This window comes from Escherichia sp. KS167_9B (assembly GCF_030295215.1).
GTDB lineage: Bacteria > Pseudomonadota > Gammaproteobacteria > Enterobacterales > Enterobacteriaceae > Escherichia > Escherichia coli_F.
The window spans coordinates 45,116-70,269 of the sequence record NZ_AP025755.1; the positions used below are offsets into that span (position 1 = coordinate 45,116).

Here is a 25,154-nt window from a genome sequence, read left to right on the forward strand (position 1 = left end):
TTCTCCGTTTGTCTTATTGTCATAATAGCATCTTTAAAAGCACTCTTAAAAGCGCTTGCATTGAAAAAAACATCAGAACAGGTGAGATATATCTCTTTCCGGCATCGCCTTAAAACACTTTGAATCCCGTTCTGAACATTTTCTCCATTTCGTTGCAATCAGTCCTAGCTTAACGGCTGTTAACGCCGTTCAACGCTTTTTAACGGCCTTGTTGCTGTGATCTGCTGTCATGATCCAGATAGCAGTTCAATCTTGATCAAAACTTCCGCGAGGCAACAATTGTTTTGTGAATACCCTCTAAAACGTGCAGTATCGCATTCTAAGCGATTTTTTCCATTTCACATGTTTTCCTCATGGTTATGTAAATAGACCCGTTTTAGTTCCATGCATTTTTTGAGAACCCGGCCAAATAATGGTGAAGTCGGTATTCCTCCGGTGTCATATTGTTCAGTGATTCATGCGGGCGTTCATAGTTATATTCTGATAACCATTTCTCCGTAATTTCCTGTACTTCATTCAGCGTTCTGAACAGATAAAAATCGAGTATTTCTGTACGGTATGTCCTGTTAAAACGCTCAATGAAAGCGTTCTGCGTCGGCTTACCCGGCTGGATGAACTCCACTTTTACTGCGTGTATCTCTGCCCATTCAGCCAGCGCCAGAGAGATAAATTCCGGACCATTATCCATGCGTAGCATGACCGGATAACCGCGGTTTGCCGCGATCCTGTCAAGTACACGGACCACTCGCAGAGCTGGCAGATTCAGATCGATTTCAATCGATAACGCCTCACGATTAAAGTCATCAACGACATTGAACGTGCGAAAACGACGGCCACAGGCCAGCGCATCATGCATAAAATCGACAGACCAGCTCTGGTTCAGCGCTTCTGGCGTAGCCAGTGGCGAGGGATTACGCACCGGAAACCGTTGTTTGCCTTTACGGCGAAAATTCAGCTTCAGCAGACAATAAATACGATGGATCCTTTTGTGATTCCACGGGTATCCTTGCCGTCGCAGAATCTGGAAAAGCTTCGGAAAGCCGTATCGTGGGTATCGCTCAGCCGCAGCCTGCAGGGCGGCAATAACGGGTTCATCACGCGTGGTATCCGGGCGGTAATGGTAAACCGTTCTGCTCAGGTTCAGACTCCGGCAGGCCTGACGGATACTGAGTCCGAATGTCGTTATTAGATGAGTGACCAGCTCACGCTTAAAGGCTGGTTTTAAAGCTTTTTTCGATAACGTCTTTCAGCGCCCGGTTTTCCAGACTCAGGTCAGCAAACATCTGTTTGAGACGGCGGTTCTCGTCCTCAAGATCCTTTATTTTTTTAATATCAGAAGCTTCCATGCCGCCGTATCTGGACTTCCAGTTGTAGTCGGTCGCTTCAGAGATACCGGCCTCCCGGCAGACATCTTTAACGGTTCGTCCGGCTTCAACTGACTTAATCACAGCGATGATCTGATGCTCAGTAAAACGGGCTTTACGCATAGCGATCTCCTTCGTTAGCAGATTGATTATGCCGGATGATCTCTAAATATGAATGGCACGATTATGCGGGATACTTACACTTCCATGACACGAAGCGCAGGCTGTTGCGCACCATATGCACGATGCATAACTGGATGCGGGCCTTCGGATATACTGTGTTGATGGCATCCGGGAAGCCTTTCAGGCCATCCACACAGGCGATGAGGATATCGTTCAGACCGCGGTTTTTCAGTTCAGTCAGCACATTGAGCCAGAACTTCGCCCCTTCATTTTCGGCCAGCCACATACCTGGCAGTTCTTTCTGACCTTCGATATTGATGCCCAGTGCCAGGAACACCGATTTGTTGATGACGCGACTGTCATGCCGAACTTTCAGGACGATACAGTCAAGATAAACAATGGGGTAAACAGCATCCAGTGGTCGGTTTTGCCATTCTACAACCTGCTCCATCACGGCATCGGTAACCTTTGATATCAGTGCCGGTGAAACATCTGCGTCATACAGTTCTTTGAACGCAGCGGCTATCTCACGGGTGGTCATCCCTTTGGCATACAACGAGAGGAGCTGGTTATCCATCCCGGTAATACGGGTCTGATTTTTCTTTACCAGTTGTGGTTCGAAGGTACCGTCACGATCGCGCGGAGTACGCAGTTCCAGTGGACCGTCGCCTGTGATAACGGTCTTTGTGGAATAACCGTTGCGGGAGTTAGCTCCTGGTCTGGACTGATTTTTCTCATACCCAAGATGGTGTGTCATCTCTGCATTGAGAGCGGCTTCAACGCTGAGCTTTTTCAGCAGCCGATCAAACTGACTGAGGTCTTCAGGGGTTTTGAGGTTTTTGGCCAGTTCGTTAGCCAGAGCCTGTAACTGTTTGTCGTCCATAAATTAACCTTCATTTGATGCTGGATTGAACATATCAAAATCAGGCAATTACACAAATCTATGTACAGGCTCCCCTACACGTCAAAACCTGCCAAACATGCTTCAAAATCAATAAATTCGCTGTATCGGAAATTTCAGCGTTTCCGACGTACACCCCCATACTCATCTTGTTTACCTCCTTCTCAGGGCGTTTAGTCTCCTGGATTCCCGGGGCAGTTCATAAACAGTCTCTCCAGGTGCTCTTTTTCCTGAATACCTTGGAGCTTGAGTATTCCCTCTGACAAAATTTACCCGCCATCTGTCAGGAAGTTTCAGCAGGCCAGCAGATATTAACCGTATCATAGAATCAATAAATCCAACACCTTCATGTCCGAATATAGTTACAGCAGAACGTTTATAGGCTGACATGTAGCCAATTTTAATATCAGAGTATAGTTCATTTTTTATATCTTCTAAGTAAGATTTGGCACCCAAATAGCAACATTTAAAACTAATGATACCAACTTCCTTTAGCCCTAAAATAGACAATAGTTCCACAAACTCAAAAGGAGACATCAATCCAATCTTTTGGGCTCTTAAATATCTAGCATCAGCATGTGCAATCACAATTAATTTATCATCAATAGTGACATCTGAGAACTCCTTACCTGTACATCCTCCATTATCAATAACTTTTCTAATATTCACCTCTCTATTGCTATCTATATTATATCTTTTTCTGTATGATTTCACAGAGTCTCTAAGAGCTGCACCTCTATCATCTAAAACCAACAGAAATACTTTACTCCACATAATTACACCTATTGTTTATCTATCAACATATTATTCTGTATAACAGAATTTTCAACTACCGGAAGATTAAAAGTTATTCAACGCAACCAGCACCACATTATTTTATCAACACCAATCAAATAGGGATCATTGAATATTATCTGTGAATTACGCCGTTTTCTTACACTATCCATTATGACATACATAATATTTACTCAGAAACATATATATCAATAACATAATCCCCTCCCTTTCTGTTAAATATATTAGCTATCCTTACTCTTTCTTTTATGTACATTCTGTTTCACTCTTTCAACTCAATTCGTTTTCTGGTTAGGCTTGAGTGATAAATACCAACCATACCAATAAAAGATGAGCTTAAAAGTAACTTATTAATATCATTTTGACTTATCATAATTACATTACAATTGTTTTCTGTTGTTACAACAAACAACCATTCACCTGTTGGTATTATTTTTGTCATCAACACATATTCCCATATAATTATTTTAAATACGACAATGGTTAATTCTCAGAGCGATTAGCAGCCTATCAAATAATGACCGTAATCTGGTAAATTTTTTCATGATAACAGAGGAATACAAGAAACTAAGATCTATAGAGGTTAAGTGTATATGGATTAATAACCAGTGTCTCATTTAATCTTCCAATTACTCTATGAAAATCATGTGAGCTATGTGTTGAACATTCCCATTTTCCACTATTGATGTTTAATGGGTCTTGAATAATGATTTTATTATTTTTCGTTGAAACACCAATGATCAGAACATAGTGATTAACGCCTCCTAAAAAACCAAAATCAGCCAGGCCTAGTTTACCAGAAGCAATAATTGGACCATATTTTAGTAGAGCCTTTTTATAATCTTTAATATTAGGGGGAATTAAAATTGTATGACAACAACTATCTTCAGGAGAAAAACCATACCCCAATCTATTTCTTTTGAACTTCCCTTTTAAAATCGTACTAGGTATACTATATTTTTCACAATACCAGTTAATCAGTGCATCCTGACAATACCACCCACAGTTCAGGTCAACAAAACAACCAATTCCCGGACGCCACTGATGCTTCATATTTACTTTATAAACAAAATCCATAAATCTCCTGTAGTTTTGTAATTTTAGAACTTTCTCAACAATCCCTTCGTTGTATTAAAATACTGTACCAGTATATTTCATGTATTTTAGATTGTTACCAGTGTAGTAGTCAATAAAAATGCTTATTTTTCATATATCTATTTTAACAATAATACTACGTTATAATTATAAAGCCTTAGCACTATAATATTCAACCAGCAGCAACCATTTTACTTGTCGGCATCAGAAAATCATATAAAATAGCCTGTTTGATAATCCAGCCCCGGGAGAGTTCCAGTTTGGGGGCCATCTGGTAGATGCACGGTAATTACTTTTGTTGCTATTTCATCCCGCCATGCAGCAGCAGAGGATTCGACCATATTATGGGAAAGGACATCACCGCGTTCGAGTTGCTGACGTCCCTGCCTCAACCAGGTCACGGAACCAGGTATTATGCTGCCGTTCAACGGTCTGGCGCATAAAATCCCGGATTAACCGAGAGCCATTACGGTCCATGCTTTTTGCAGAGGCCATAAAAGCATCCTTCAGGAGAGCATGAAAAACCCTAGGGCAGTCACTGAATGAGGGACCAGCAGCGGTTTTAGTGCCCTAAATCGTACGTTTTCGTCCGGTTCCCCCTCAACCCCCATGTTCAAGTTAGAATTGTGGACAGGCGGCCAAGAACTTCGTTCATGATAGTCTCAGGAACCCGTTCGAGTCGTTTTCCGCCTCGGGCTTTCATATCAATTGTCCGGGGTTGATCGCAACGCACAACTCCTGTGGTATGTATACCAACACCATCCAACGACACAGCAAAGCCGGCAGTGCGGGCAAAATTGCCTCCGCTGGTTACGGGAACAACAACAGGCAGGCGGGTCACACGATTAAAGGCCGCCGGTGTGACAATCAGCACCGGCCGCGTTCCCTGCTGCTCATGACCTGCGGTAGGATCAAGCGAGACAAGCCAAATTTCCCCTCTTTCCAAGTCAGATTTCCTCCTGACCAGTCGCCGGTGCATCCAGCCATTCTCGTTCTTCAGCTGATATTTCAGCATTCGGATCACACTGTGCCAGTAGCTCAGCCAGTGAATATTGCGGACGTCTGTGCGGCTCAACAATCAGCCGGCCATTATCAATGACCATGCCAACTTCATTATCTGTACCCAGAGACAGAGCATTCAGCAGTGCCGGTGGGACGGTCAGCATAACTGAGCCGCCAACCTTCTTCAGTCGGGTGGTATGCATTCTTCACCTCCATAAAAGTTATATTTAAATATAACATCCACTAAAAAAACACACCAGGCTTTAACGCGCAATGTTTAATAAAAATATAACTTTCAACCAAACAGTAAAACCAGCGTGGTTGCTTCCATATGCAGCAATACCAGCAGCAGGCCACCACTTCTGATCCTGGCCGCTGATGTAATCAACCCCACTAGGAACAGTTCTGCCAGTGTCAGCAGGTTCTGATACTGGCGGTGCGCGGCGACGAACAACAACGACGTTATCAGCGCCCCCAGCCACATCGTCCAGCACCAGCAGTACTGAAGGGGCCGCTTGGAATTCGGAAATTTTCCCACGTTAAAGGGGCTGCCTGTCAGATCTTTTCCGGTGACCATTGTTCGACACGTGGCCACAATCTCAGATCCCGGAATCAATCCGGCATATTCCGGTGCTTAACTTTGCCTCCAGTGACGCGGCGACGGAAGCCGGCCTTGTGATGACGGTGTTTACCGTTGCTCTGATGTTCAGTGCAGGGAAATTATTAACCCGTTTCTGTTCCGGAGATTTTTTCACAGTATTCTACACCTGTCATCTGGCTGTGCTGGGAATTCTGGCGTTGTGGCTGGTATGATACTGACGCTGATTCTGATTATTAATAAACTACATAACACAGGATATTTATGAAAATTACGGATCACAAACTCTCTGAAGGTATTGCCCTGACATTTCGTATTCCTGAAGGAAATATAAAACATCCTTTGATTATCTTATGCCATGGATTTTGTGGCATCCGTAATGTTCTGCTCCCTTGCTTTGCGAATGCCTTCACAGAAGCAGGATTTGCAACGATTACTTTTGATTATCGTGGATTCGGTCAGAGTGAGGGAGAACGAGGCCGTCTGGTTCCTGCAATGCAGACCGAAGATATTATTTCAGTTATCAATTGGGCAGAAAAGCAGGCATGTATTGATAATCAGCGTATTGGGTTATGGGGTACATCGCTGGGAGGGGGTCATGTGTTCAGTGCAGCTGCGCAGGATCAACGCGTACAATGTATTGTCAGCCAGCTAGCTTTTGCTGACGGTGATGTTCTGGTTACCGGAGACATGAATGAATCGGAGAGAGCTTCTTTTCTGTCCACGCTGAATAAAATGGCAGAGAAGAAGAAAAACACCGGGAAAGAGATGTTTGTGGGGGTTACACGGGTCCTAAGTGATGATGAATCGAAGGTATTCTTCGAGAAAATCAAAGCCCAGCATCCCGAAATGGATATAAAAATACCTTTCCTTACTGTCATGGAAACGTTGCAATATAAACCGGCAGAGAGTGCAGCCAGAGTTCAGTGCCCTGTTTTGGTTGTTATTGCAGGTCAGGATAACGTTAATCCGCCGGAACAGGGAAGAGCATTATATGATGCTGTTGCTTCTAGTACTAAGGAATTATACGAGGAAGCTGACGCATGCCATTATGATATTTATGAGGGCGCGTTTTTTGAACGTGTAGCAGCTGTGCAGACACAATGGTTTAAAAAATATATTTAATTGACAGTACTACTACGTTAAAGGGGACCGTCTGGAATTCGGAAATTTTCCCACGCTAAGAGTCTGTCAGGATTCTGTGTAAAAACCTTTTCTCAGAAGTGAGCATCCAGGCGGTCACCGAACTCGATAATCAAGCGGCTCATTGCCATACACCAGCCCTTCAACGACATCTTCCATTTCTGGGATGCAGACTGGATTGCCAGCCACCCTACTTTTTTTACCGAGTCGTCTGCCGGGAACACTTTACGCTGCATCAGAAAGGCGGGGTTACACCATCCGGCCAGTGAACGGTGCCACACTCCGGGCAGAACATGCCGCCGGCGCTGATACCGGCAAGAATGGTCGCAAATTCCCGCTCCGTACAGCGGGCGATTTCCGGATGCCCTTCGTCATCGATACGTACAAACCAGAAGACCAGCTTTTTGTTTCCGGCAACCATAACGGTAATTACAGACCATGACAAACCGCAGCCGTCAGGCTGCCTACCCGGCCGGTGGAGACGTTAGTCAGCAGCAAACCTTGTCTGGTTATTAAGACCGTAATCCTCAACAAGAGGAAGCCCGATAACCTGAGCACTTGGCCGGGATCTCAAAGAATAAATCTGGGATTCTGACGCTGGAAGCGGTCCTACCAATCAATAAAGCTCTTACATGTTTAGTCACAAATAAAACACAACAACATAAATTAATATCTCCAATATATAACAATTTATTACCTTACTCATGAAAACACTTTTTGTATAACGTTTACGCAGCGTGTGACAAAAACGAGCTACAGACTCCTGCACGATGTGTGAGTTCGAGGAGATCTGCAATGAATCTCTGGCAACAAAACTACGATCCCGCCGGGAATATCTGGCTTTCCAGCCTGATAGCATCGCTTCCCATCCTGTTTTTTTCTTTGCGTTGATTAAGCTCAAACTGAAAGGATACGATGAAAACCGGGCAGTTTGACATCATTCGCTCGTCTATTCTTTCGATACCCCCTGACCAGCGCCTGCAAATGCTGATCGTCGATTTCTGTTTCGGCGTTTTCCTTGACGGAGCCGCAGGCTTTGGCGCACCGGTAGCAATTACCGCCGCATTGCTGGTCGGTCCGGGCTTTAAACCACTGTACGCCGCCGGACTGTGCCTGATTGTTAACACCGCGCCAGTGGCATTTGGCGCGATGGGGATTCAGATTCTGGTCGCCGGGCAGGTCACAGGCATCGACAGCTTTGAGATTAGCCAGATGGTGGGGCGTCAGCTACCGTTTATGACCATTATCGTGCTGTTCTGGATCATGGCGATTATGGACGGCTGGCGCGGTATTAAAGAAACCTGGTCTGCGGTTGTGGTTGCGGTATTACTGTTTCACAGGTTGTGGGGTCAGTCCCCGCCCCGGAAGAGTCTTACAGGTAGCTCCTGCTGACGGAGGAGCTGTTTCCGGATATTTCTCGTCAGGTGTAATATACACCTGTGTTGTGGCTACATACCCGTCACTGAAGGTGGCTTCAATGTAAGTGGCTTGCCACCCGCGGTTGGGAGGCGTCAGTGGAATGCTGAGTGTATCATCGCCGCCAGTCAGACTGACGGGAACTGAGGTGTATTTAACATCACAGGCATAACGAAAATCTCTTGCTACCGGGTTCCTAGCTGTCCACTGCAGAACGGCTGCCGGCTTCTCTGAGAAGCTGACTTCCAGCTCCTTTTTTCCGTTTCCGCGGCTCTGTATTTTTTCCGTAATTTCAGGGAGCTTTTGCCCATTCTGAAAACGGTTAACAAAAGTGGTCAGCGACTGCTCCGTAACGGACAGAATGTCATAATGTGTGGAGTTTGGTACTACCCGCAGGGATTTCCGTCCTGGTAGCCGATCATAATAAAAATGACTGTTGTCCGGGACATAAAAATCATCACCGCTGGCGTTAATAATATATTTATCCATTTTCAGACGGTCGCCCATATCGGTATTCAGATAAGTAAGCGGGTCTTCCAGCGTCATCAGGTTTGCAAATTCATCTGTATCAATCTGCAGGTCAATGTTTTGTTGATAATACGGATAAAAAGCCACTGGCCAGTTTTTCCCGTATGACTGATACATGTGTTCAAGCGATTTTTTTATATTCAGCAGGTCAAAAGCAACAGGAATAATGGCATCAACATCTGGGTCTGACAGCGCAGTCAGCCATGCGGCCCAGCCACGCTTGGAGGCTCCGGTGACAATAAACTTAGTGACATTCTGTTGCGCCAGTTCTTTCTTCGCCAGCCTGAACGCTTGCGATACCGACGCTGCCATTGGGATATGAAGGGACGCGTTCTGGTATTTCTGTGTATCTCCGATAAACAGTTTCCAGGAATATGCCACGCTGTGATCTTCAGCCAAAGGCGTCGACACTCCCTGATAGCTGAGTACCTGATTAGGGACGTTACTGACAGCTATCACAATAGTTCGAGTAGCAACCGCAATACGTGAAAGTTCTTCCTCGCTAAAGTTTGTGGGGGCCACGGGACTGCCTGAGCCATTATTATTGCTGCCGTTATTGATAACAACAAGGGCATGTTTTCCTCTGGCTGAATCAGGAATATAGATATCCACCCCGTTCTGCCAGTATTCCGGATAGACTATGCCCTGTGGAGACCACGCCTGTGAATTCAGGATATACCTCTGCAGCATAACGCCGGGTAGCTGTTTTTTTTCCTGCAGAGAATAATCAAGAGGAAGTGCCGCAAGTGACATCCTGTAATCAGAAATGACATGCGTCAGACTGGTATTTTTATTGTGTTCATCCGCAGACAAAGCCAGGCATGCAGGCGAGATAAGTAGCATTGCTATATATAATTTTCTTATATTCATTATTAAACTCCTTTTAAATGGTAAATAATAACTCATTCATTGCAGGCTGATGACCAGCATTATCATCAACTTTATAGCTGCATGTAAAGCTCCGGCCCACGCAAACGAATAACAGCCTGCTGAGATGAGTCAAATGCTCTGGCGATAGCACTGATGCTTGCTCTAGCGTTAGTGCGGACAGAGGTATCGCTAGCATCTCAAATTCCTATACGTGAACATCTTACACTTAATTAATGTTATATTACGTAATTAATTATATTGGTAAAATTCGTTTAACAGGAGATGGAATATTAACCATAGATACCTGTTTTGATATTCTATAATGTCCAGAATTATTATCCCAGTAAACTATTTATCCAAAGTTATTAAATAATATCTCTCCAGTAATATATACATCAATAGTGAACCGGCCCCTTGAAACGCCAGGCAGTGGATGTATCTTAAAATAAGAGATAGGCCTGGATATATGTCTAACACTAGTTCTAATTTTGAGATGACTGGAATTTTGCTGGGGCAGGAGCTTCGTAAACGTAAAACTCCTCAGGAAAAAATCGCCATTATTCAGCAGACAATGGAACCCGGTATGACGGTGTCCCATGTGGCGCGTTTGCATGGTATTCAGCCCAGCCTGTTGTTTAAGTGGAAAAAAATATCTGGAAGGAAGTCTCACTGCTGTTGCTGCCGGAGAGGATGTCGTTCCTGCCTCAGAACTGGCTGCCGCTATAAAACAAATAAAAGAGTTACAGCGCTTGCTGGGTAAGAAATCTATGGTCCCCACCATTTTTGCAACACTGATTTTGATTGATGTTGGCTTGCCTAAATCTATCCGGCGTCATTATGGGCATGGATGCCCGCGCCTCGATGAGTTCCGCACCTGATGAGCCCAAAAAACCATCCGGCTTCAGTGAGCCATTTTCTTGCTGAGGCTTTTCATCAGGCCGATATGCCGTTCATGTCATCAATAATCAGTCTTCGCAAAACCAGATTGGGAACTACTTTAATTCATGATTAACCTGCCAGCCAGACTGGCGCCATCGTTACCTTTCGAACACAGTCTGCTGTGTTGTGATTGCCCACGCTATCCGGGCTAATTTGTTGGCCAGTGCGCAACATACTATGCTGGAGTGTTTTCTTGCCAACAACGCCCTGACCCAATCCGCCAACCTTCCTGACTGATTCTCGATTCTCTGAATAAAGGATCTTGCGCACTGAACGAGTAACCGTCGCAGATTTTTATCTCCACGTTTACTTATCCCTAAAAGTGTATTTTTACCACCTGTGCTGTACTGCCGGGGTACCAGACCGGTTGAAGCAGCAAAGTCCCGACTGCAGCTATATTGTTTACCGTCTCCCAGCTGCGATGACAGTACGCTGGCGGTTATCGGACCAATACCGGGTATTGTCTGAAGACGTTGTCCTACCTCATCACGACTCAGTTCCTGCTCCAGTGCGATTTCAAGCTCGGTGATCTGTCCGACAAGATAAATATAATGGGCATGTAAGCGCATCAGTAACTGCGCCAGATAGGGAGGAAGTTCGTTCTCTGCAAGTACTGTTGAAAGTCGTTTTACCACTGCGACGCCTGTCGGCATACTGATGCCAAATTCCAGCAAAAAAGCATGCATCTGATTGGTCGTTTTGACTTTATCACTGACCAATGATTCCCTGACCCGGTGAAACGCCCGCATGGCCTGCTGAGCTTCTGTTCGTGGTTGCACAAATCGCATGGAGGGACGAGATGCCGCTTCGCATATGGCTTCTGCATCGACAAAATCGTTCTTGTTGCTCTTAACAAAAGGGCGAACGAACTGCGGAGAAATCAATTTTGCTTCATGACCTAAATCAGCAATCCGGCGAGCCATAAAATGAGCTCCGGCGCAGGCTTCCATCACAACGGTAGACGAGGCACAGCCTGCCAGAAACTCAATAAGTTTGGTACGGGTAAACTTTTTACGCAGCAATACCTTGCCTGACTTATCTTGGCAGTGAATGTGAAAGGAATGCTTGCCAAGATCTATACCAATAAGCGTAATGTTTTGCATGATGGTCTTCTCCATGAAAGAAAAACACTCTACCAGGGTACAGCTCACAGGGTGGTGGGGACCATCTCATTAACCATGGAAGTTGAGATCCTCAAAGAAGCGGTGGAGTATGGTCAGTCGCGAAAATGGATAGCGCATGCGCTCTTGTTGCCAACGGACAAGGAATAACCCTGGTAAGCCGTATTCTGGGCGTGTCGCGTGCGCAACTGGCACAACGGATGAAAACATCTGGTAATAAGCCGAATAAACGTTGTCGCAGATGTGATGAGGCTGCGGATGCGGAAGTGGTAGCACGCATCCTTGATATCATCAGCGATATGCCGACATATGGCTATCGTCGTGTCTGGGCCATTCTCAGACGACAGTCCCGTAACGAAGGACTGCCGTTCGTGAATGCAAAGCGCGTTTATCGGATAATGAGGGAAAATAGCCTGTTGTTGTTACATGACAAACCATCACGACCGCAGCGGGAACATAAAGGCCGAATATCGGTGAAGGAAAGCGACCAGCGCTGGTGTTCCGATGGCTTTGAGTTCGGTTGTGATGATGGCGCAAAACTGCGTGTCACGTTCGCACTGGACTGTTGCGCTCGTGAAGCCATAGACTGGGCAGCAGGCACGGGAGGTTATGACAAAGCAACGGTGCAGGATGTCATGTCAGGAGCAATAGAAAAACGCTTTGGCGATAAAGGAGCGGAACGGCCAATCCAGTGGCTGACTGATAACGGTTCGGCTTATACAGCTCATGAAACACGGCAGTTCGCCAGGGAGTTGAATCTGGAGCCCTGCACGACGGCAGTCAGTAGCCCTCAGAGCAATGGAATGGCAGAAAGGTTCGTGAAAATGATGAAAGAAGACTACATCGCGTTCATGCCGAAACCGAATGTAAGAACGGCATTGCATAACCTTGCAGTGGCGATCGAGCATTACAATGAAAACCATCCGCATAGTGCGTTAGGTTATCTCTCACCAAGGGAATATCGACGTCAGCGGGTAACGTCAACTTAAGATACAACGACTGTCTGAATATCGTGGGTCAAGGACATATATACATCAATTGTATTAGTCGCGACTTGATCTGACACTGAGCCTTGAAAGGTTGAGAGTTACCGGTTTTGATATGGGTGTCGAATCCTTATACAAAACACGAGGTAACTCTCATGCTTCATACTACCAATCCCGTTATCAAACACAAAGCCGGTTTGCTCAATCTGGCTGAAGAACTCAGCAACGTATCAAAAGCCTGTAAAATCATGGGCGTTTCGCGTGATACGTTTTATCGTTACCGCGAACTGGCCGATGAAGGCGGTGTGGATGCGCTGATTCATCGTAATCGCCGCGCTCCTAACTTTAAGAACCGTACCGATGAGGCAACTGAACAGGCTGTTGTTGATTACGCCGTCGCTTTCCCGGCACACGGTCAGCACCGGACCAGCAACGAGCTGCGTAAACAGGGCGTTTTTATCTCCGGCAGTGGTGTCCGTTCTGTCTGGTTACGCTATAACCTTGAGAATTTCAAAAAACGTCTGAAAGCACTGGAAGAAAAAGTAGCCCGTGATGGTATTGAGCTAACTGACAGCCAGATCGCAGCACTGGAGCGTAAAGCCAGTGATGACGAGGCCTGTGGCGAAATCGAAACAACTCATCCGGGATATCTGGGTTCGCAGGACACGTTCTATGTAGGCAACCTGAAAGGTGTCGGGCGTATTAATCAGCAGACGTTCGTTGATACGTACTCGAAAGTGGCTCACTGTAAACTTTACGTCACCAAAACACCGATTACCGCGGCTGACTTACTGAATGATCGTGTACTCAGCTTCAGAGTCTGTATTAACTGCTTCGGTCATGTAGTCGCTAATACGTTCAGCGGTGATTTTCGTTATTTCATCGTAGTTCATTTTATCCCCCTACAAGGCGCCGCTTTACCCGTTCAATTTCAGCCAGCGTTGCGGTGTCAGCTCCAGTGTAGTCCGGCGGCATGACGATTTGGGCTGCATACTCGCCTCAATCCTTAAGTACCAACAACATTATAGGGGGGCCAGACGGCCCCCTATAATGGATGTCAGGCATGGTGAAATAATGGGCGAATGTTTGGGCGAGCGGTTTGCGAAGCAACCCAAAGCTCATACTGAGATTGCATACCAGTCCACATTTCGGCGCTAGTTCCGAGTGCGGATTCCAGGCGGAGCGCCATATCCGCAGAGATACCAGCTTTTTCATTCAGAATCCGGGAAAGCGCCGTGCGAGTAATGCCTAATGCGGTGGCAGCGTCTGTGACTGACATTTCTCCCAGATATTCACGAAGAACCGCGCCTGGGTGCGCGGGATTATGCATACGATTCATAGTTTCCCTCAATGATAATCCTGATAGTCAACCAGAATTGCGTCTTCACCTTCAAATCGGAAGGTAAGTCGCCAGTTACCGTTTACAGATATAGCCCAATGGCCTTTAAGATCAGCTCCCTTCAGAGGGTGTAATTTCCAGCCTGGTGCAGACATATCGTCTGGGCGTTTAGCCATATTAAGGGCGGTTAATTGAATGCGTAGCTTAACCGCATGTTTGGCCTGAATGCCTGCGGTTGAACCTGTCTTGAAAAAGTGTTCAAGCCCTTTATGGCGAAATGACTTAATCAAAATAATTTCATCCATACGCGCAAACTGTGTGTATACACTACACAGGCGTAACGTAAAATGCAACCATCAAGGGGTTATCGGGTGGCGCAGGGGAACTGCCCCCTACGCTCCCACGGAACCGTACGTGACACTCTCGCGTCATACGGCTCTTGTCGTTGAATCATTCAAGTATCGTAAGCTAAGCACCAGTGTGCAAACAGCGTCGGGCAGTCGTGACGAATTCGCCGTAACCACTCGAATGCACGCACCAGACTACCTCGCGCTCGCTTGTGTTTGCGGGCAATCCACTTGGCCAAGTGCAGGTCAACCTGCGCCATTACCGGGTATAACTTCAATTGGTAAAAGCGACTGTAATAGGTTATCCACCCCTGAAGAATGGGGTTGATCCGGCGCGCTATTTCTCCAAGAGGAATAGGCGTGCGCCGTTGCAGTTCCCAATCCCGCACAGTTTGACGAATAGCCTTAGCCGCCTTGCCACTTATGGCTGCCAGGAAACTCAGGAACACTGACCCGTCGCCAGCTTTTGTCTTCCGAGGGCGAAACGTATAGCCCAGGAAGTCAAAACTGATCTCAGGATAATCGTCTGTTCGCTTCCCATCCCATCCTTGCAGTAGACAATCTTGGTCTTGCTCGGACTCAGTTCCAGCTGGCAAGCTGCCAGACGACGCTTGAGCTTGTCCCGCACCATAGTTGCCTGCGCGAGACTTTTACAGTGGATTACGATGTCATCGGCATATCGCTCAAACCGGATGCTCGGGAATTCCCGCTCCATCCAGGCATCGAATGCATAATGCAGAAACAGGTTGGCCAGCAGCGGGCTAATGACCCCACCTTGCGGCGTTCCTTTGTCTCTTGCCAGTAGCGTCCCATCCGGCATTTGTACCGGCGCAGTCAGCCACCGTTCGATATAGAGCAATACCCATTTGCAATCGGTGTGCTTGCATACCGCCTTCATCAGAAGTTTGTGATCGAGGTTATCGAAGAACCCCTTGATGTCCACGTCCAGTACCCAGTCATTACGCCAGCATCGTCGCCGGGCAACGCCTAGCGCATCATGCGCGGATTTGTGTGGTCGGTAACCATAGGAGTAGGCATGAAAGCACGGCTCCAGTATCGGCTCCAACGCATCTTTGACGACCATCTGCGCAATGCGGTCTGCTACCGTGGGTATACCCAACGGTCGTACCCCGCCTGACGCTTTTGGAATCTCGACGCGCCGCACTGCTGGCGGCATGTAGCTGCCGGAGGCCATTCGGTTCCAGAGTTTGTAGAGATTTCCTGTCAGGTTCTCCTCAAACGCCTCGACTGACTGCCCATCGACACCTGCCGCACCTCGATTAGCTTTGACCCGCTGGTATGCTTTCCAAACCGCATACTTAGAGACCTCGAACGGCTTTGGCTGACTCATGGGCTCCTCCCGGCTATCCGGTTGACCGATAAACCAGCCCCAACGACTGCCCCCCTTCGCTTCATGCCCATTACAGGCACTTCCTCACTACTACGAGGCCATCTGCCCCTGTGTCTCGCATCTGTACTCAGGAGCTTGCAGTGCCTCTGCTCCACGCCGCTCCCTTGGCATCGAGACGACAGGTTCCCACGTTCCGTACGAGAGCCTGTGTTGCGTTCATGCTGCCTATATGCCGGATGCCGCCCAGCCAGTACCCAGATATCTGCTGGACTCGTCATGCGCTGCGTAGATAGCACATTTTCGACATCGCCTAGAGGTTCCTTTCGACACTTCATCGACAGTTCACTTTCGTTCATCTCCGCAACACCTACCTGACGCATGTTCTGCGCCTTTTAACCTTGACGCTCACCACCACCGCTCTTAACGGCAGCAGCTCAAGGCGGTTTGAAGGCTGCGTCTGGACGCCGCCTCCGAGGGGCCGCCCCTCATCTCTCATACAGCATTGCATCCAACATCACGCCACTGGATGCATTCGTGGCACACCTACGCCGGAACCACCGAAATTTCCGGCCTGTGATTTTTAGCGGTCCTTCGGGACTTCAATAACACCATCCGCTATCCCCTGAGCAAGTTGTTCCATCCATTTCGCAAACCGAAAATACCCAGGGTATTGCAGCCATCTGAACTTTTGAGGCGTTGTCCATTACCCGTTTAAAGGCATCCATGTAGTCATAACAACCTTGCAATAATTGAGCATCACCATCTGCTGTCAGTGGGAACCGACTGGCATAATCATGAACTATTTTTGTCAGTTATCGTTGTTCTGCTGTCAAATCAATCATTTTTTCCTCGCAAAAGTGTCCGGTAGACTGTTGGACGTGAAACGGAAAATAATTCAGCCAGATCGCTGATTGAGTACTGCCCGGTTTCATGCATCCGGCAAAGCTCTTTTTGTTGTTTATCTGATAGTTTTGGCTGCTTCCCCCGCAACTTTCCCTTTGCCCGTGCAATTGCCATACCTTCCCGTGTGCGAAGACGTATCAGCTCACTCTCAAATTCGGCAAAGGTTGCCAGAACGTTAAAAAACATCTTCCCCATCGGGTCCCCAGGATCATAGAGGGTGGTACCCAATGCCAGTTTCACTCCCCTGGCCTGTAATGTATCGGCTATTTCCTTGGCATCAGGTACCGAACGCGCCAAACAATCAAGTTTCGGTACAACCAGCGTGTCTCCCTGGCGTACAGCAGCCAGAGCCTGCTCCAGACCGGGCCTCTGACGGTTTGCTCCTGTCAGCCCTTTGTCAATGTAAATCCGCTCCGGAGAGACCCCCAGTTTTATCAGAGCCTCCTGTTGGGCGGTCAAATCCTGTTTATCAGTGAAACAACGGGCATAACCAATCCGTATTTCAGTCATAATATGTACGTTTAAGGGGCCATGGAAGAGATTGATACCGTACCAGTTATATGAGACAACGTCAGCAGTGATTTTCTCTGAAATGTGAATTTAATTTTTTACCGTCCGCAGAGCGCAGTCTTACGTACAGGTTGCCGAGCGCAAAATTTATACATTCCGGAAATTTCTGCGCTTGCGGCTTGAAACCCCTTAGTATTTTTTGTCTGTAGTATCTATCCCAGCAATAGGTATATCCTGTTGCATCAATAAAGTTGACTTTTGTATACAACATGCGAATTTTCCTTAATCCGGAGCTATTCGTATGATAAAAAAAACTCTTCCTGTTCTGATTCTTCTGGCGCTATCGGGGAGTTTTTCTACCGCTGTAGCCGCTGATAAAAAAGAGACTCAAAATTTCTACTATCCAGAAACACTGGATTTAACTCCTCTGAGATTACACAGCCCTGAATCAAATCCCTGGGGGGCTGATTTTGATTATGCCACCAGATTTCAACAGCTGGATATGGAGGCTCTGAAAAAAGATATCAAAGATTTGCTGACAACTTCCCAGGATTGGTGGCCTGCGGATTATGGTCATTATGGTCCTTTCTTTATTCGTATGGCTTGGCACGGTGCCGGAACATACAGGACATATGATGGCCGGGGAGGCGCCAGTGGTGGTCAGCAACGTTTTGAACCGCTGAACAGCTGGCCGGATAACGTTAATCTGGATAAAGCCCGTCGATTGCTGTGGCCAGTCAAGAAAAAATACGGCTCCAGTATTTCCTGGGGAGACCTGATGGTCCTGACTGGTAATGTTGCCCTTGAATCCATGGGATTTAAAACGCTGGGATTTGCTGGCGGAAGAGAAGATGACTGGGAGTCGGACCTGGTATACTGGGGGCCTGACAACAAGCCTCTTGCAGATAACCGGGATAAAAACGGGAAACTTCAGAAACCTCTTGCCGCCACGCAGATGGGACTTATTTATGTCAATCCTGAAGGCCCCGGTGGAAAACCAGATCCTCTGGCTTCCGCGAAAGATATCAGGGAAGCTTTTTCACGTATGGCCATGGATGATGAGGAGACTGTGGCCCTGATCGCGGGAGGGCATACATTTGGTAAAGCACATGGTGCAGCGTCTCCTGAAAAATGTATTGGCGCAGGGCCTGATGGTGCACCTGTGGAGGAGCAGGGACTGGGATGGAAAAATAAATGTGGTACAGGAAACGGCAAATATACCATCACCAGTGGCCTGGAAGGAGCCTGGTCAACATCGCCAACCCAGTTCACAATGCAGTATCTGAAGAATTTATATAAATATGAATGGGAGCTGCACAAGAGTCCTGCCGGTGCTTATCAGTGGAAGCCTAAAAAAGCGTCAAATATAGTTCAGGACGCGCATGATCCGTCTGTCCTGCATCCGTTGATGATGTTTACGACGGATATTGCTCTTAAAGTTGATCCTGAATATAAGAAAATAACCACCCGTTTCCTGAATGATCCAAAAGCTTTTGAGCAGGCATTCGCAAGAGCATGGTTTAAACTGACCCACCGGGATATGGGACCGGCAGCCCGATATCTTGGTAATGAAGTTCCTGCAGAATCATTTATCTGGCAGGATCCTCTTCCTGCGGCGGATTATACAATGATTGATGGTAAAGACATTAAGTCGCTGAAAGAGCAGGTTATGGATTTGGGTATCCCTGCATCTGAGCTGATAAAGACAGCCTGGGCTTCAGCTTCCACATTTCGTGTGACTGATTATCGTGGGGGAAATAATGGTGCCCGCATCAGGTTACAGCCCGAAATTAACTGGGAAGTTAATGAGCCTGAAAAACTGAAGAAAGTACTGGCATCCCTGACCTCATTACAGCGTGAATTTAACAAAAAACAGTCTGACGGAAAGAAAGTGTCGTTGGCTGATTTAATTGTTCTTTCGGGTAATGCTGCAATCGAAGATGCGGCCAGAAAAGCCGGGGTGGAACTTGAGATTCCCTTTACTCCGGGAAGAACTGACGCCTCTCAGGAGCAGACGGATGTTGCCTCATTCAGTGTACTGGAGCCGACAGCAGATGGATTCAGAAATTATTACTCAAAAAGCAGAAGTCATATATCGCCGGTTGAAAGCCTCATTGATAAAGCCAGTCAGCTGGATCTCACCGTTCCTGAAATGACGGCATTACTGGGTGGTCTGCGGGTAATGGATATTAATACAAATAATTCTTCGTTGGGAGTATTTACCGATACCCCTGGTGTTCTGGATAACAAGTTTTTTGTTAATCTGCTGGATATGTCAACACGATGGAGTAAAGCAGATAAAGAAGATACATACAATGGATTCGATCGTAAAACGGGAGCATTAAAATGGAAAGCATCCTCTGTTGATTTAATATTCAGTTCAAATCCTGAATTACGTGCGGTGGCAGAAGTATATGCCTCGGATGATGCGAGAAATAAGTTTATTCATGATTTTGTTAAATCGTGGAATAAAGTTATGAATAGCGATCGGTTTGATTTAAACAATAAATGATAAAACTGATGAGGGAGGGCACCTCCCTCATGAAGGAGAAATTATGCAGAAAAGCAATAAAGTTATAATCAGCTGTGGTATGGCATTATATTTTGTGTGTGTGGGGATTACAGTGGCAGAAGAACTTGATGAAAGCATGCAAGTTCTTGCAAGGAATATGAGTGTACTTCAGTCATCAATGGATAAAAAGGAGCTTCTTGAAGCTCTTGACAGAATGGATGATGCTGTAGATGAGTCAATGAAGCGTCTTCCTGAGAGCATTTCACCGGCTGATGAAGAAGGGAAGAATGACTATATAAAAGAACTTCAAAAGCTTGAAAAAGAGATTATGCTGGCGAAACAAAAAATCTTATCGGGACAGTTATCAGATATACCCGATTCGGTAAACAAGATGAATAAAATCAGAGTTGAGGGGCATGATAAATTCAGATAAATTGTATTAGTCGCGACTTGATCTGACACTGAGCCTTGAAAGGTTGAGAGTTACCGGTTTTGATATGGGTGTCGAATCCTTATACAAAACACGAGGTAACTCTCATGCTTCATACTACCAATCCCGTTATCAAACACAAAGCCGGTTTGCTCAATCTGGCTGAAGAACTCAGCAACGTATCAAAAGCCTGTAAAATCATGGGCGTTTCGCGTGATACGTTTTATCGTTACCGCGAACTGGCCGATGAAGGCGGTGTGGATGCGCTGTTTCATCGTAATCGCCGCGCTCCTAACTTTAAGAACCGTACCGATGAGGCAACTGAACAGGCTGTTGTTGATTACGCCGTCGCTTTCCCGGCACACGGTCAGCACCGGACCAGCAACGAGCTGCGTAAACAGGGCGTTTTTATCTCCGGCAGTGGTGTCCGTTCTGTCTGGTTACGCCATAACCTTGAGAATTTCAAAAAACGTCGTAAGCGTCAACGGAGCACCGTATTGACGCTTATTTATTGGTGAGAACCACGTTCCATGGCAGGAGTTCGTCAACACGGTTGGAGGGCCATTCCGGCAGTACGCTCAGAATATGGCGCAGATACGCTTCCGGATCGATACCGTTCAGACGGCAGGTGCCGATCAGCCCGTATAGCAGTGCACCACGCTCGCCACCGTGATCGCTACCGAAGAACACGTAATTTTTCTTTCCAAGACAGACTGCACGAAGCGCTCTTTCCGCTGTGTTATTGTCCGTCTCCGCCAGTCCGTCATCACTGTAATAACAGAGGGCGTCCCACTGATTCAGTACATAGCTGAACGCTTCGCCCAGTCTGGATTTTTTCGACAGCGTGCCATTCTTCTCCACCATCCATTCATGCAGCGACGTCAGTAACGCTTTGCTTCGCTGCTGTCTGACTGCAAGACGCTCTGACTCTGGTAATCCCCGTATTTCATCCTCGATGGCGTACAGTTCACTGATTCGCTTCAGGGCTTCTTCTGCCGTCGCACTTTTGCTGCTGATGTATACATCGTGGATTTTTCTCCGGGCATGGGCCCAGCACGCAACTTCTGTCAGCGCACCACCTTCACGTTCTGCACTGAACAGCCTGTCATAACCTGTGAACGCATCCGCCTGCAGGATACCCCGGAAGGGGCGGAGGTGTTGCTCCGGGTGTTTCCCCTGCCGGTTCGGTGAGTACGCGAACCAGACCGCCGGAGGAGATGACGAACCCGCATTGCGATCATCCCGGACATACGTCCAGATGCGCCCTGTTTTCGTCTTTTTCAAGCCCGGTGCCAGTACCTTTACCGGTGTGTCGTCAGTGTGAAGCTTGCGGGTATTCATCACATAACGGTACAGGGCATCATTCAGCGGCATCATTAACTGGCAGCACGCGTCAACCCAGTTGGAGAGTAATGCACGGCTCAGTTCGACACCCTGTCGGGCAAAGATTTCACTCTGACGATACAGTGGCAGGTGTTCGCAGTATTTTCCCGTTAACACGCGGGCAAGTAATCCGGGGCCCGCGATACCACGCTCTATCGGGCGGGACGGCGCCGGTGCTTCAATGATGCAGTCACATTTTGTACAGGCTTTTTTTACCCGTTCTGTGCGGATCACTTTCAGGGCGCTGCTCACCAGTTCCAGCTGCTCAGTACTGACTTCCCCCAGATAATCCAGCTCGCCGCCACATTCCGGGCAACAACTTTCTTCAGACTCCAGACGGTGTATTTCACGGGGAAGGTGTGCCGGTAACGGACGACGATGGCGCGACTGTCGCAACTGGCGGGGAACCTGTGGATCGTCTTCCCGCCCACTGTAACGATCGCTGTCCTGTTCGCGTTGTTTCAGCAGGGCCTCAGCCTGTTCAACTTCACGACGCAGTTTTTCAGAACGGGTACCGAACAGCATCCGGCGCAGTTTTTCTATCTGAGCCCGCAGATGTTCTATTTCCCGTTCATCTTCTTCGATCTTTTCTTCGGCACGTGCCAGTGCAGAGCGCAGGAAGGCCTCCGTCTCTTCAACCAGACTCAGTTGCTGGTCTTTCTGACGGAGCTGGCTTTCCAGTTCTGCAATGCGAATGAGGTATTTCTGACTCATGGCCGTTTTTATAATGCGGCCAGGCGTTTTTTACAACATTGTCAGGGCGTTAAGGCGGGATGTTTTTGGCTGACGCCAGTCCAGCTTATCGAGGAGCATTGCCAGTTGCGAGCGGGTAATGGATACCTTACCGTCACGCACCGCAGGCCAGATAAACTGGCCTTCCTCCAGGCGTTTGGTGAACAGGCACAGACCATCAGCATCAGCCCAAAGAATTTTAACGGTGTCACCCCGTCGGCCACGGAAGATAAACAGGTGACCGGAGAAGGGATTAACATTTAACACATGCTGTACCTGTTCACCCAGCCCGTTGAAAGACTTACGCATATCGGTTATCCCGGCAACGAGCCAGATACGGGTACCGGATGGGAGTGAGATCATCTTCCCCTCCCGGTCAGTTCACGAATCAATACAGTGAGCAGCTCTGGTGAAGGATTTTCCAGCGTCATGTTACCGTGACGGAACTCCACCTTGCAGGAGCTGGCACTGACAGTAGTCTGAGTGGATAAGGGCGGAGTAAGAGCAGCCATCGGTTCTTTCGGCTCATCAGAGGTTATCTCTACAGGTAATAATTCAAGGCCTGCATCAGAAGTGGTTGTCACCGGAAGACGCCGTGATATACGCCCTTCGTTTTGCCAGAGTCTGAGCCATTTGAAAATAACATTATCATTGACGCCATTTTCTCGTGCAATCTGAGCCACACAAGCACCGGGTTGTGATGCCAGTTCAACCATACGAAGTTTGAATTCATTCGAATACTTTTTACGAGGTTCTTTTCGCCAGTCCTGTAATTCCATACTTAGATGTCCGTCTGTGTCAGATGGGCGTCTAAGTTACCAATTCTTGTCTAATGGCTACATACGGCGGTCGGTTTACGCTTACAAAACGTCTGAAAGCGCTGGAAGAAAAAGTAGCCCGTGATGGTATTGAGCTAACTGACAGCCAGATCGCAGCACTGGAGCGTAAAGCCAGTGATGACGAGGCCTGTGGCGAAATCGAAACTGCTCATCCGGGATATCTGGGTTCGCAGGACACGTTCTATGTAGGCAACCTGAAAGGTGTCGGGCGTATTAATCAGCAGACGTTCGTTGATACGTACTCGAAAGTGGCTCACTGTAAACTTTACGTCACCAAAACACCGATTACCGCGGCTGACTTACTGAATGATCGTGTACTGCCGTTTTATGCGTCTCAGGGCCTGCCGATGCTGAGAATACTGACCGACAGAGGCACGGAGTACTGTGGCAAAGTAGAGCAGCATGATTATCAGCTTTATCTGGCAATAAACGACATAGAACACACGAAAACGAAGGCGATGTCCCCGCAGACCAACGGCATCTGCGAGCGGTTCCATAAAACAATCCTGAACGAATTTTATCAGGTAACGTTCCGTAAAAAACTGTACGGCGATCTTGATACATTACTGTCGGATCTTGATGAATGGCTGGCTCACTATAATAATGAGCGAACCCATCAGGGAAAAATGTGCAATGGGCGGACGCCAATGGAAACGTTACTTGATGGAAAGCGCATCTGGGCCGGGAAAAATTTAAGCCAGATGTAATCTGACAGATACCTGTATAAATAACCGGTAACTGTCAGATCAGGTCTGAGCTAATACACATCAATAGCATAAAACTGAGCGTTTGTTTTAGCATGTCGTTTATAATAATTGATACACTTCTATATTTTTTATTCTTTGATGTGTTTTTGGATATTTACTTTTCTATTAGTCTAAACACTACCATAGTTAAAATAGTTAATTCTCAGAGCGATTAGTAAGCAACCAAATAGGAGAGCATTTTCAACGCAATACTCGACGGGATACTCCGTTTCTGTTCCCGGCTGCGGATCAGGTCAACGCTGACTCCCACCACTTCTGCAAATTCAGCCTGTTTCATTCCGACATGTTTACTAATAGCCTTCACATCCGGCAGTGTATGACGGTGAATATTTTTTGCAGCTGGCTGGATTTGACCATTCTCACTGGCTACCATTTCTTCCATGCTGTTGATAAGCAATTCAAAAATTTTCTTTTACATATATTTTTCCTCGTTATGGAGAGACCTGCCACCATTTCTCAGGCACTGTTGGCACACCAGTGCATCACATCTGCGAAGAAGTGTACTTACCTGTCGCGATAGGGTGTACTTCCGCGCTCTACGGTGTTTTCAGAATTGTATTTTTTCATCATTTATAATTCCCAGTAACCAGCTCCCTACTCGAGCACTCAAAGAATGAATCGGGGATTCTGACGCTGGCCTACAACCGCCAGGATATTGACACGACTGGCTTTATCATTCACTTCATAAAGTACATGCTGCCCAAGTAAGCTAATGCGACGCCCCCCTTCGCCATAGCGTTCATCAGTTTCATACAGGCGAGGGTAATCGGCCAGGCGCTCGGTTGCAGTGATCAGACTCTCAGTCACGTTCCTTGCATCCCAAAGAGATGCATTCTCGACCAGATATTCAAACAACACCGTTATATCCTCAATCGCACCTGGTCGCTATTCTACTTCATAACTCATTGTGCAGTTCCTGATAACGTCCCTGTAGTCGCTGGCGCAGTTGCGCATAACTCATTCCCGGCCGCTTATCGGCGCGAGCAGCGGCAACTTTCGCTCGTACCTGTTCGTCGTATTCCGCCCGTGCCAGTTCTTCATTAGCGAGGCGTTGCAATAGTGCAAACTTGTCTGTGCTGCCTTCTGGCAAAATACGAGTCAGGTTTTCGGCCAGCTCGCGCAGGAAATTGGCGTTTTCGTAATGTGTGGTGCTATTCACA

The 25,154-nt window shown here is 47.1% G+C and carries 22 protein-coding genes and 13 pseudogenes; 10 read left to right on the plus strand and 25 right to left on the minus strand.

The genetic code is table 11. The annotated features are described in order from the left end of the window. Positions 1-376 precede the first annotated feature (376 nt). From QUE34_RS26840 to QUE34_RS26875, 8 genes and pseudogenes are all read right to left on the minus strand, one after another. A protein-coding gene (locus tag QUE34_RS26840; protein ID WP_097638450.1) for an IS3 family transposase occupies positions 377-1,487 on the minus strand; the annotation gives its coding sequence in 2 pieces (ribosomal slippage) (positions 377-1,235 and positions 1,234-1,487; 1,113 coding nt in all). A gap of 79 nt (positions 1,488-1,566) precedes the next feature. Next, positions 1,567-2,370, minus strand: a pseudogene (locus tag QUE34_RS26845) (IS256-like element IS1414 family transposase); the annotation flags it as partial. Positions 2,371-2,541: 171 nt separating this feature from the next. Continuing rightward, positions 2,542-3,162, minus strand: coding sequence for a hypothetical protein (locus tag QUE34_RS26850; protein ID WP_000269722.1), 621 nt, complete (start codon positions 3,160-3,162; stop codon positions 2,542-2,544). Positions 3,163-3,750: 588 nt separating this feature from the next. Next, on the minus strand, positions 3,751-4,260 hold the full coding sequence (locus QUE34_RS26855) for a hypothetical protein (protein WP_000348340.1): 510 nt from the start codon (positions 4,258-4,260) through the stop codon (positions 3,751-3,753). 230 nt (positions 4,261-4,490) lie between these two features. Further along, positions 4,491-4,773, minus strand: a pseudogene (locus QUE34_RS26860) (CopG family ribbon-helix-helix protein). A 118-nt stretch (positions 4,774-4,891) separates the two neighbouring features. Next, a complete protein-coding gene (pemK-mt, locus tag QUE34_RS26865) occupies positions 4,892-5,224 on the minus strand; it encodes a type II toxin-antitoxin system toxin endoribonuclease PemK-mt (RefSeq protein WP_000439433.1) in 333 nt (110 codons plus the stop codon). A 1-nt stretch (position 5,225) separates the two neighbouring features. After that, a complete protein-coding gene (pemI, locus tag QUE34_RS26870) occupies positions 5,226-5,483 on the minus strand; it encodes a type II toxin-antitoxin system antitoxin PemI (protein ID WP_000557618.1) in 258 nt (85 codons plus the stop codon). A gap of 92 nt (positions 5,484-5,575) precedes the next feature. Further along, a pseudogene (locus tag QUE34_RS26875) lies at positions 5,576-5,776 on the minus strand (CPBP family glutamic-type intramembrane protease); the annotation flags it as partial. 128 nt (positions 5,777-5,904) lie between these two features. Here QUE34_RS26875 and QUE34_RS26880 point away from each other — a divergent pair. Both QUE34_RS26880 and uilS read left to right on the plus strand, forming a co-directional pair. Then, positions 5,905-6,093 (plus strand): annotated as a pseudogene (locus QUE34_RS26880) (TraX family protein); the annotation flags it as partial. Positions 6,094-6,142: 49 nt separating this feature from the next. Further along, positions 6,143-7,003 (plus strand): UilS family quorum-quenching N-acyl-homoserine lactonase, encoded by an 861-nt coding sequence (uilS, locus tag QUE34_RS26885; protein ID WP_000704517.1) that lies wholly within the window; start codon positions 6,143-6,145, stop codon positions 7,001-7,003. Positions 7,004-7,095: 92 nt separating this feature from the next. Here the strand turns inward: uilS and QUE34_RS26890 are convergent. Then, positions 7,096-7,260, minus strand: a pseudogene (locus QUE34_RS26890) (IS256 family transposase); the annotation flags it as partial. After that, positions 7,257-7,466 (minus strand): hypothetical protein, encoded by a 210-nt coding sequence (locus QUE34_RS26895; protein ID WP_136752748.1) that lies wholly within the window; start codon positions 7,464-7,466, stop codon positions 7,257-7,259. The pseudogene QUE34_RS26890 and the gene QUE34_RS26895, both read right to left, overlap by 4 nt. A 350-nt stretch (positions 7,467-7,816) precedes the next feature. Between QUE34_RS26895 and QUE34_RS26900 the strand changes: the two are divergent. Further along, positions 7,817-8,344, plus strand: a pseudogene (locus tag QUE34_RS26900) (L-lactate permease); the annotation flags it as partial. 3 nt (positions 8,345-8,347) lie between these two features. On the opposite strand, the gene QUE34_RS26905 reads toward QUE34_RS26900, so the two are convergent. Beyond that, the gene (locus QUE34_RS26905; protein WP_001355308.1) at positions 8,348-9,835 is read right to left on the minus strand and encodes a PhoPQ-activated protein PqaA family protein; all 1,488 of its coding nucleotides are present in this window, start codon (positions 9,833-9,835) and stop codon (positions 8,348-8,350) included. Positions 9,836-10,328: 493 nt separating this feature from the next. On the opposite strand from QUE34_RS26905, the pseudogene QUE34_RS26910 reads away from it, so the two are divergent. Continuing rightward, a pseudogene (locus QUE34_RS26910) lies at positions 10,329-10,605 on the plus strand (transposase); the annotation flags it as partial. 267 nt (positions 10,606-10,872) lie between these two features. Here the strand turns inward: QUE34_RS26910 and QUE34_RS26915 are convergent. Further along, a complete protein-coding gene (locus QUE34_RS26915; RefSeq protein ID WP_001179711.1) occupies positions 10,873-11,877 on the minus strand; it encodes an IS110 family RNA-guided transposase in 1,005 nt (334 codons plus the stop codon). Positions 11,878-11,949: 72 nt separating this feature from the next. On the opposite strand from QUE34_RS26915, the pseudogene QUE34_RS26920 reads away from it, so the two are divergent. Beyond that, a pseudogene (locus QUE34_RS26920) lies at positions 11,950-12,884 on the plus strand (IS3 family transposase); the annotation flags it as partial. A gap of 152 nt (positions 12,885-13,036) precedes the next feature. Next, positions 13,037-13,696 (plus strand): annotated as a pseudogene (locus QUE34_RS26925) (helix-turn-helix domain-containing protein); the annotation flags it as partial. Here QUE34_RS26925 and QUE34_RS26930 read toward each other — a convergent pair. The 7 genes and pseudogenes from QUE34_RS26930 to QUE34_RS26960 all read right to left on the minus strand — a co-directional run. Beyond that, positions 13,691-13,774, minus strand: a pseudogene (locus QUE34_RS26930) (hypothetical protein); the annotation flags it as partial. The pseudogenes QUE34_RS26925 and QUE34_RS26930 sit on opposite strands and share 6 nt — an antisense overlap. Before the next feature lie 164 nt (positions 13,775-13,938). Beyond that, entirely contained in the window at positions 13,939-14,220 is a 282-nt protein-coding gene (locus tag QUE34_RS26935; RefSeq protein WP_001081196.1) for a HigA family addiction module antitoxin, read from the minus strand. An 8-nt stretch (positions 14,221-14,228) separates the two neighbouring features. Next, entirely contained in the window at positions 14,229-14,510 is a 282-nt protein-coding gene (locus QUE34_RS26940; protein WP_024166187.1) for a type II toxin-antitoxin system RelE/ParE family toxin, read from the minus strand. Between the two features lie 164 nt (positions 14,511-14,674). Continuing rightward, positions 14,675-15,016, minus strand: coding sequence for a group II intron maturase-specific domain-containing protein (locus QUE34_RS28745; protein ID WP_001355313.1), 342 nt, complete (start codon positions 15,014-15,016; stop codon positions 14,675-14,677). Then, entirely contained in the window at positions 15,007-15,918 is a 912-nt protein-coding gene (gene ltrA / locus QUE34_RS26945; protein WP_001355314.1) for a group II intron reverse transcriptase/maturase, read from the minus strand. Before ltrA ends, QUE34_RS28745 begins: the two co-directional genes overlap by 10 nt. A 580-nt stretch (positions 15,919-16,498) precedes the next feature. Next, positions 16,499-16,730: pseudogene (locus QUE34_RS26955) on the minus strand (arylsulfatase regulator). Positions 16,731-16,752: 22 nt separating this feature from the next. Further along, on the minus strand, positions 16,753-17,331 hold the full coding sequence (locus tag QUE34_RS26960; protein WP_000136193.1) for a recombinase family protein: 579 nt from the start codon (positions 17,329-17,331) through the stop codon (positions 16,753-16,755). 301 nt (positions 17,332-17,632) lie between these two features. On the opposite strand from QUE34_RS26960, the gene katP reads away from it, so the two are divergent. The 3 genes and pseudogenes from katP to QUE34_RS26975 all read left to right on the plus strand — a co-directional run. Next, positions 17,633-19,843, plus strand: coding sequence for a catalase/peroxidase KatP (gene katP, locus QUE34_RS26965; protein WP_000592772.1), 2,211 nt, complete (start codon positions 17,633-17,635; stop codon positions 19,841-19,843). Positions 19,844-19,886: 43 nt separating this feature from the next. Beyond that, on the plus strand, positions 19,887-20,276 hold the full coding sequence (locus QUE34_RS26970) for a cytochrome b562 (RefSeq protein WP_001172749.1): 390 nt from the start codon (positions 19,887-19,889) through the stop codon (positions 20,274-20,276). Between the two features lie 104 nt (positions 20,277-20,380). Further along, a pseudogene (locus QUE34_RS26975) lies at positions 20,381-20,752 on the plus strand (helix-turn-helix domain-containing protein); the annotation flags it as partial. 25 nt (positions 20,753-20,777) lie between these two features. On the opposite strand, the gene tnpC reads toward QUE34_RS26975, so the two are convergent. From tnpC to tnpA, 3 genes are read right to left on the minus strand one after another with little or no spacing between them, the layout of a single operon-like run. Then, a complete protein-coding gene (gene tnpC / locus QUE34_RS26980) occupies positions 20,778-22,370 on the minus strand; it encodes an IS66 family transposase (RefSeq protein ID WP_000080223.1) in 1,593 nt (530 codons plus the stop codon). Positions 22,371-22,400: 30 nt separating this feature from the next. After that, positions 22,401-22,751 carry an IS66 family insertion sequence element accessory protein TnpB gene (gene tnpB / locus QUE34_RS26985; RefSeq protein ID WP_000624677.1) on the minus strand — a complete coding sequence of 117 codons (351 nt, stop codon included), beginning with the start codon at positions 22,749-22,751 and terminating at the stop codon, positions 22,401-22,403. After that, positions 22,748-23,167 carry an IS66-like element accessory protein TnpA gene (gene tnpA / locus QUE34_RS26990; protein WP_000422696.1) on the minus strand — a complete coding sequence of 140 codons (420 nt, stop codon included), beginning with the start codon at positions 23,165-23,167 and terminating at the stop codon, positions 22,748-22,750. Before tnpA ends, tnpB begins: the two co-directional genes overlap by 4 nt. Before the next feature lie 86 nt (positions 23,168-23,253). Here tnpA and QUE34_RS26995 point away from each other — a divergent pair. Further along, a pseudogene (locus QUE34_RS26995) lies at positions 23,254-23,934 on the plus strand (integrase core domain-containing protein); the annotation flags it as partial. A 211-nt stretch (positions 23,935-24,145) separates the two neighbouring features. Here the strand turns inward: QUE34_RS26995 and QUE34_RS27000 are convergent. From QUE34_RS27000 to QUE34_RS27010, 3 genes are all read right to left on the minus strand, one after another. Next, a complete protein-coding gene (locus QUE34_RS27000; RefSeq protein ID WP_307722354.1) occupies positions 24,146-24,391 on the minus strand; it encodes a helix-turn-helix domain-containing protein in 246 nt (81 codons plus the stop codon). 209 nt (positions 24,392-24,600) lie between these two features. Continuing rightward, positions 24,601-24,867: a type II toxin-antitoxin system RelE/ParE family toxin gene (locus QUE34_RS27005; RefSeq protein WP_071986334.1), complete on the minus strand. Its 267-nt coding sequence runs from the start codon at positions 24,865-24,867 to the stop codon at positions 24,601-24,603. Positions 24,868-24,889: 22 nt separating this feature from the next. Beyond that, positions 24,890-25,153, minus strand: a complete 264-nt coding sequence (locus tag QUE34_RS27010) for a hypothetical protein (protein ID WP_001089472.1) — start codon at positions 25,151-25,153, stop codon at positions 24,890-24,892. Between the last annotated feature and the right edge of the window lies 1 nt (position 25,154).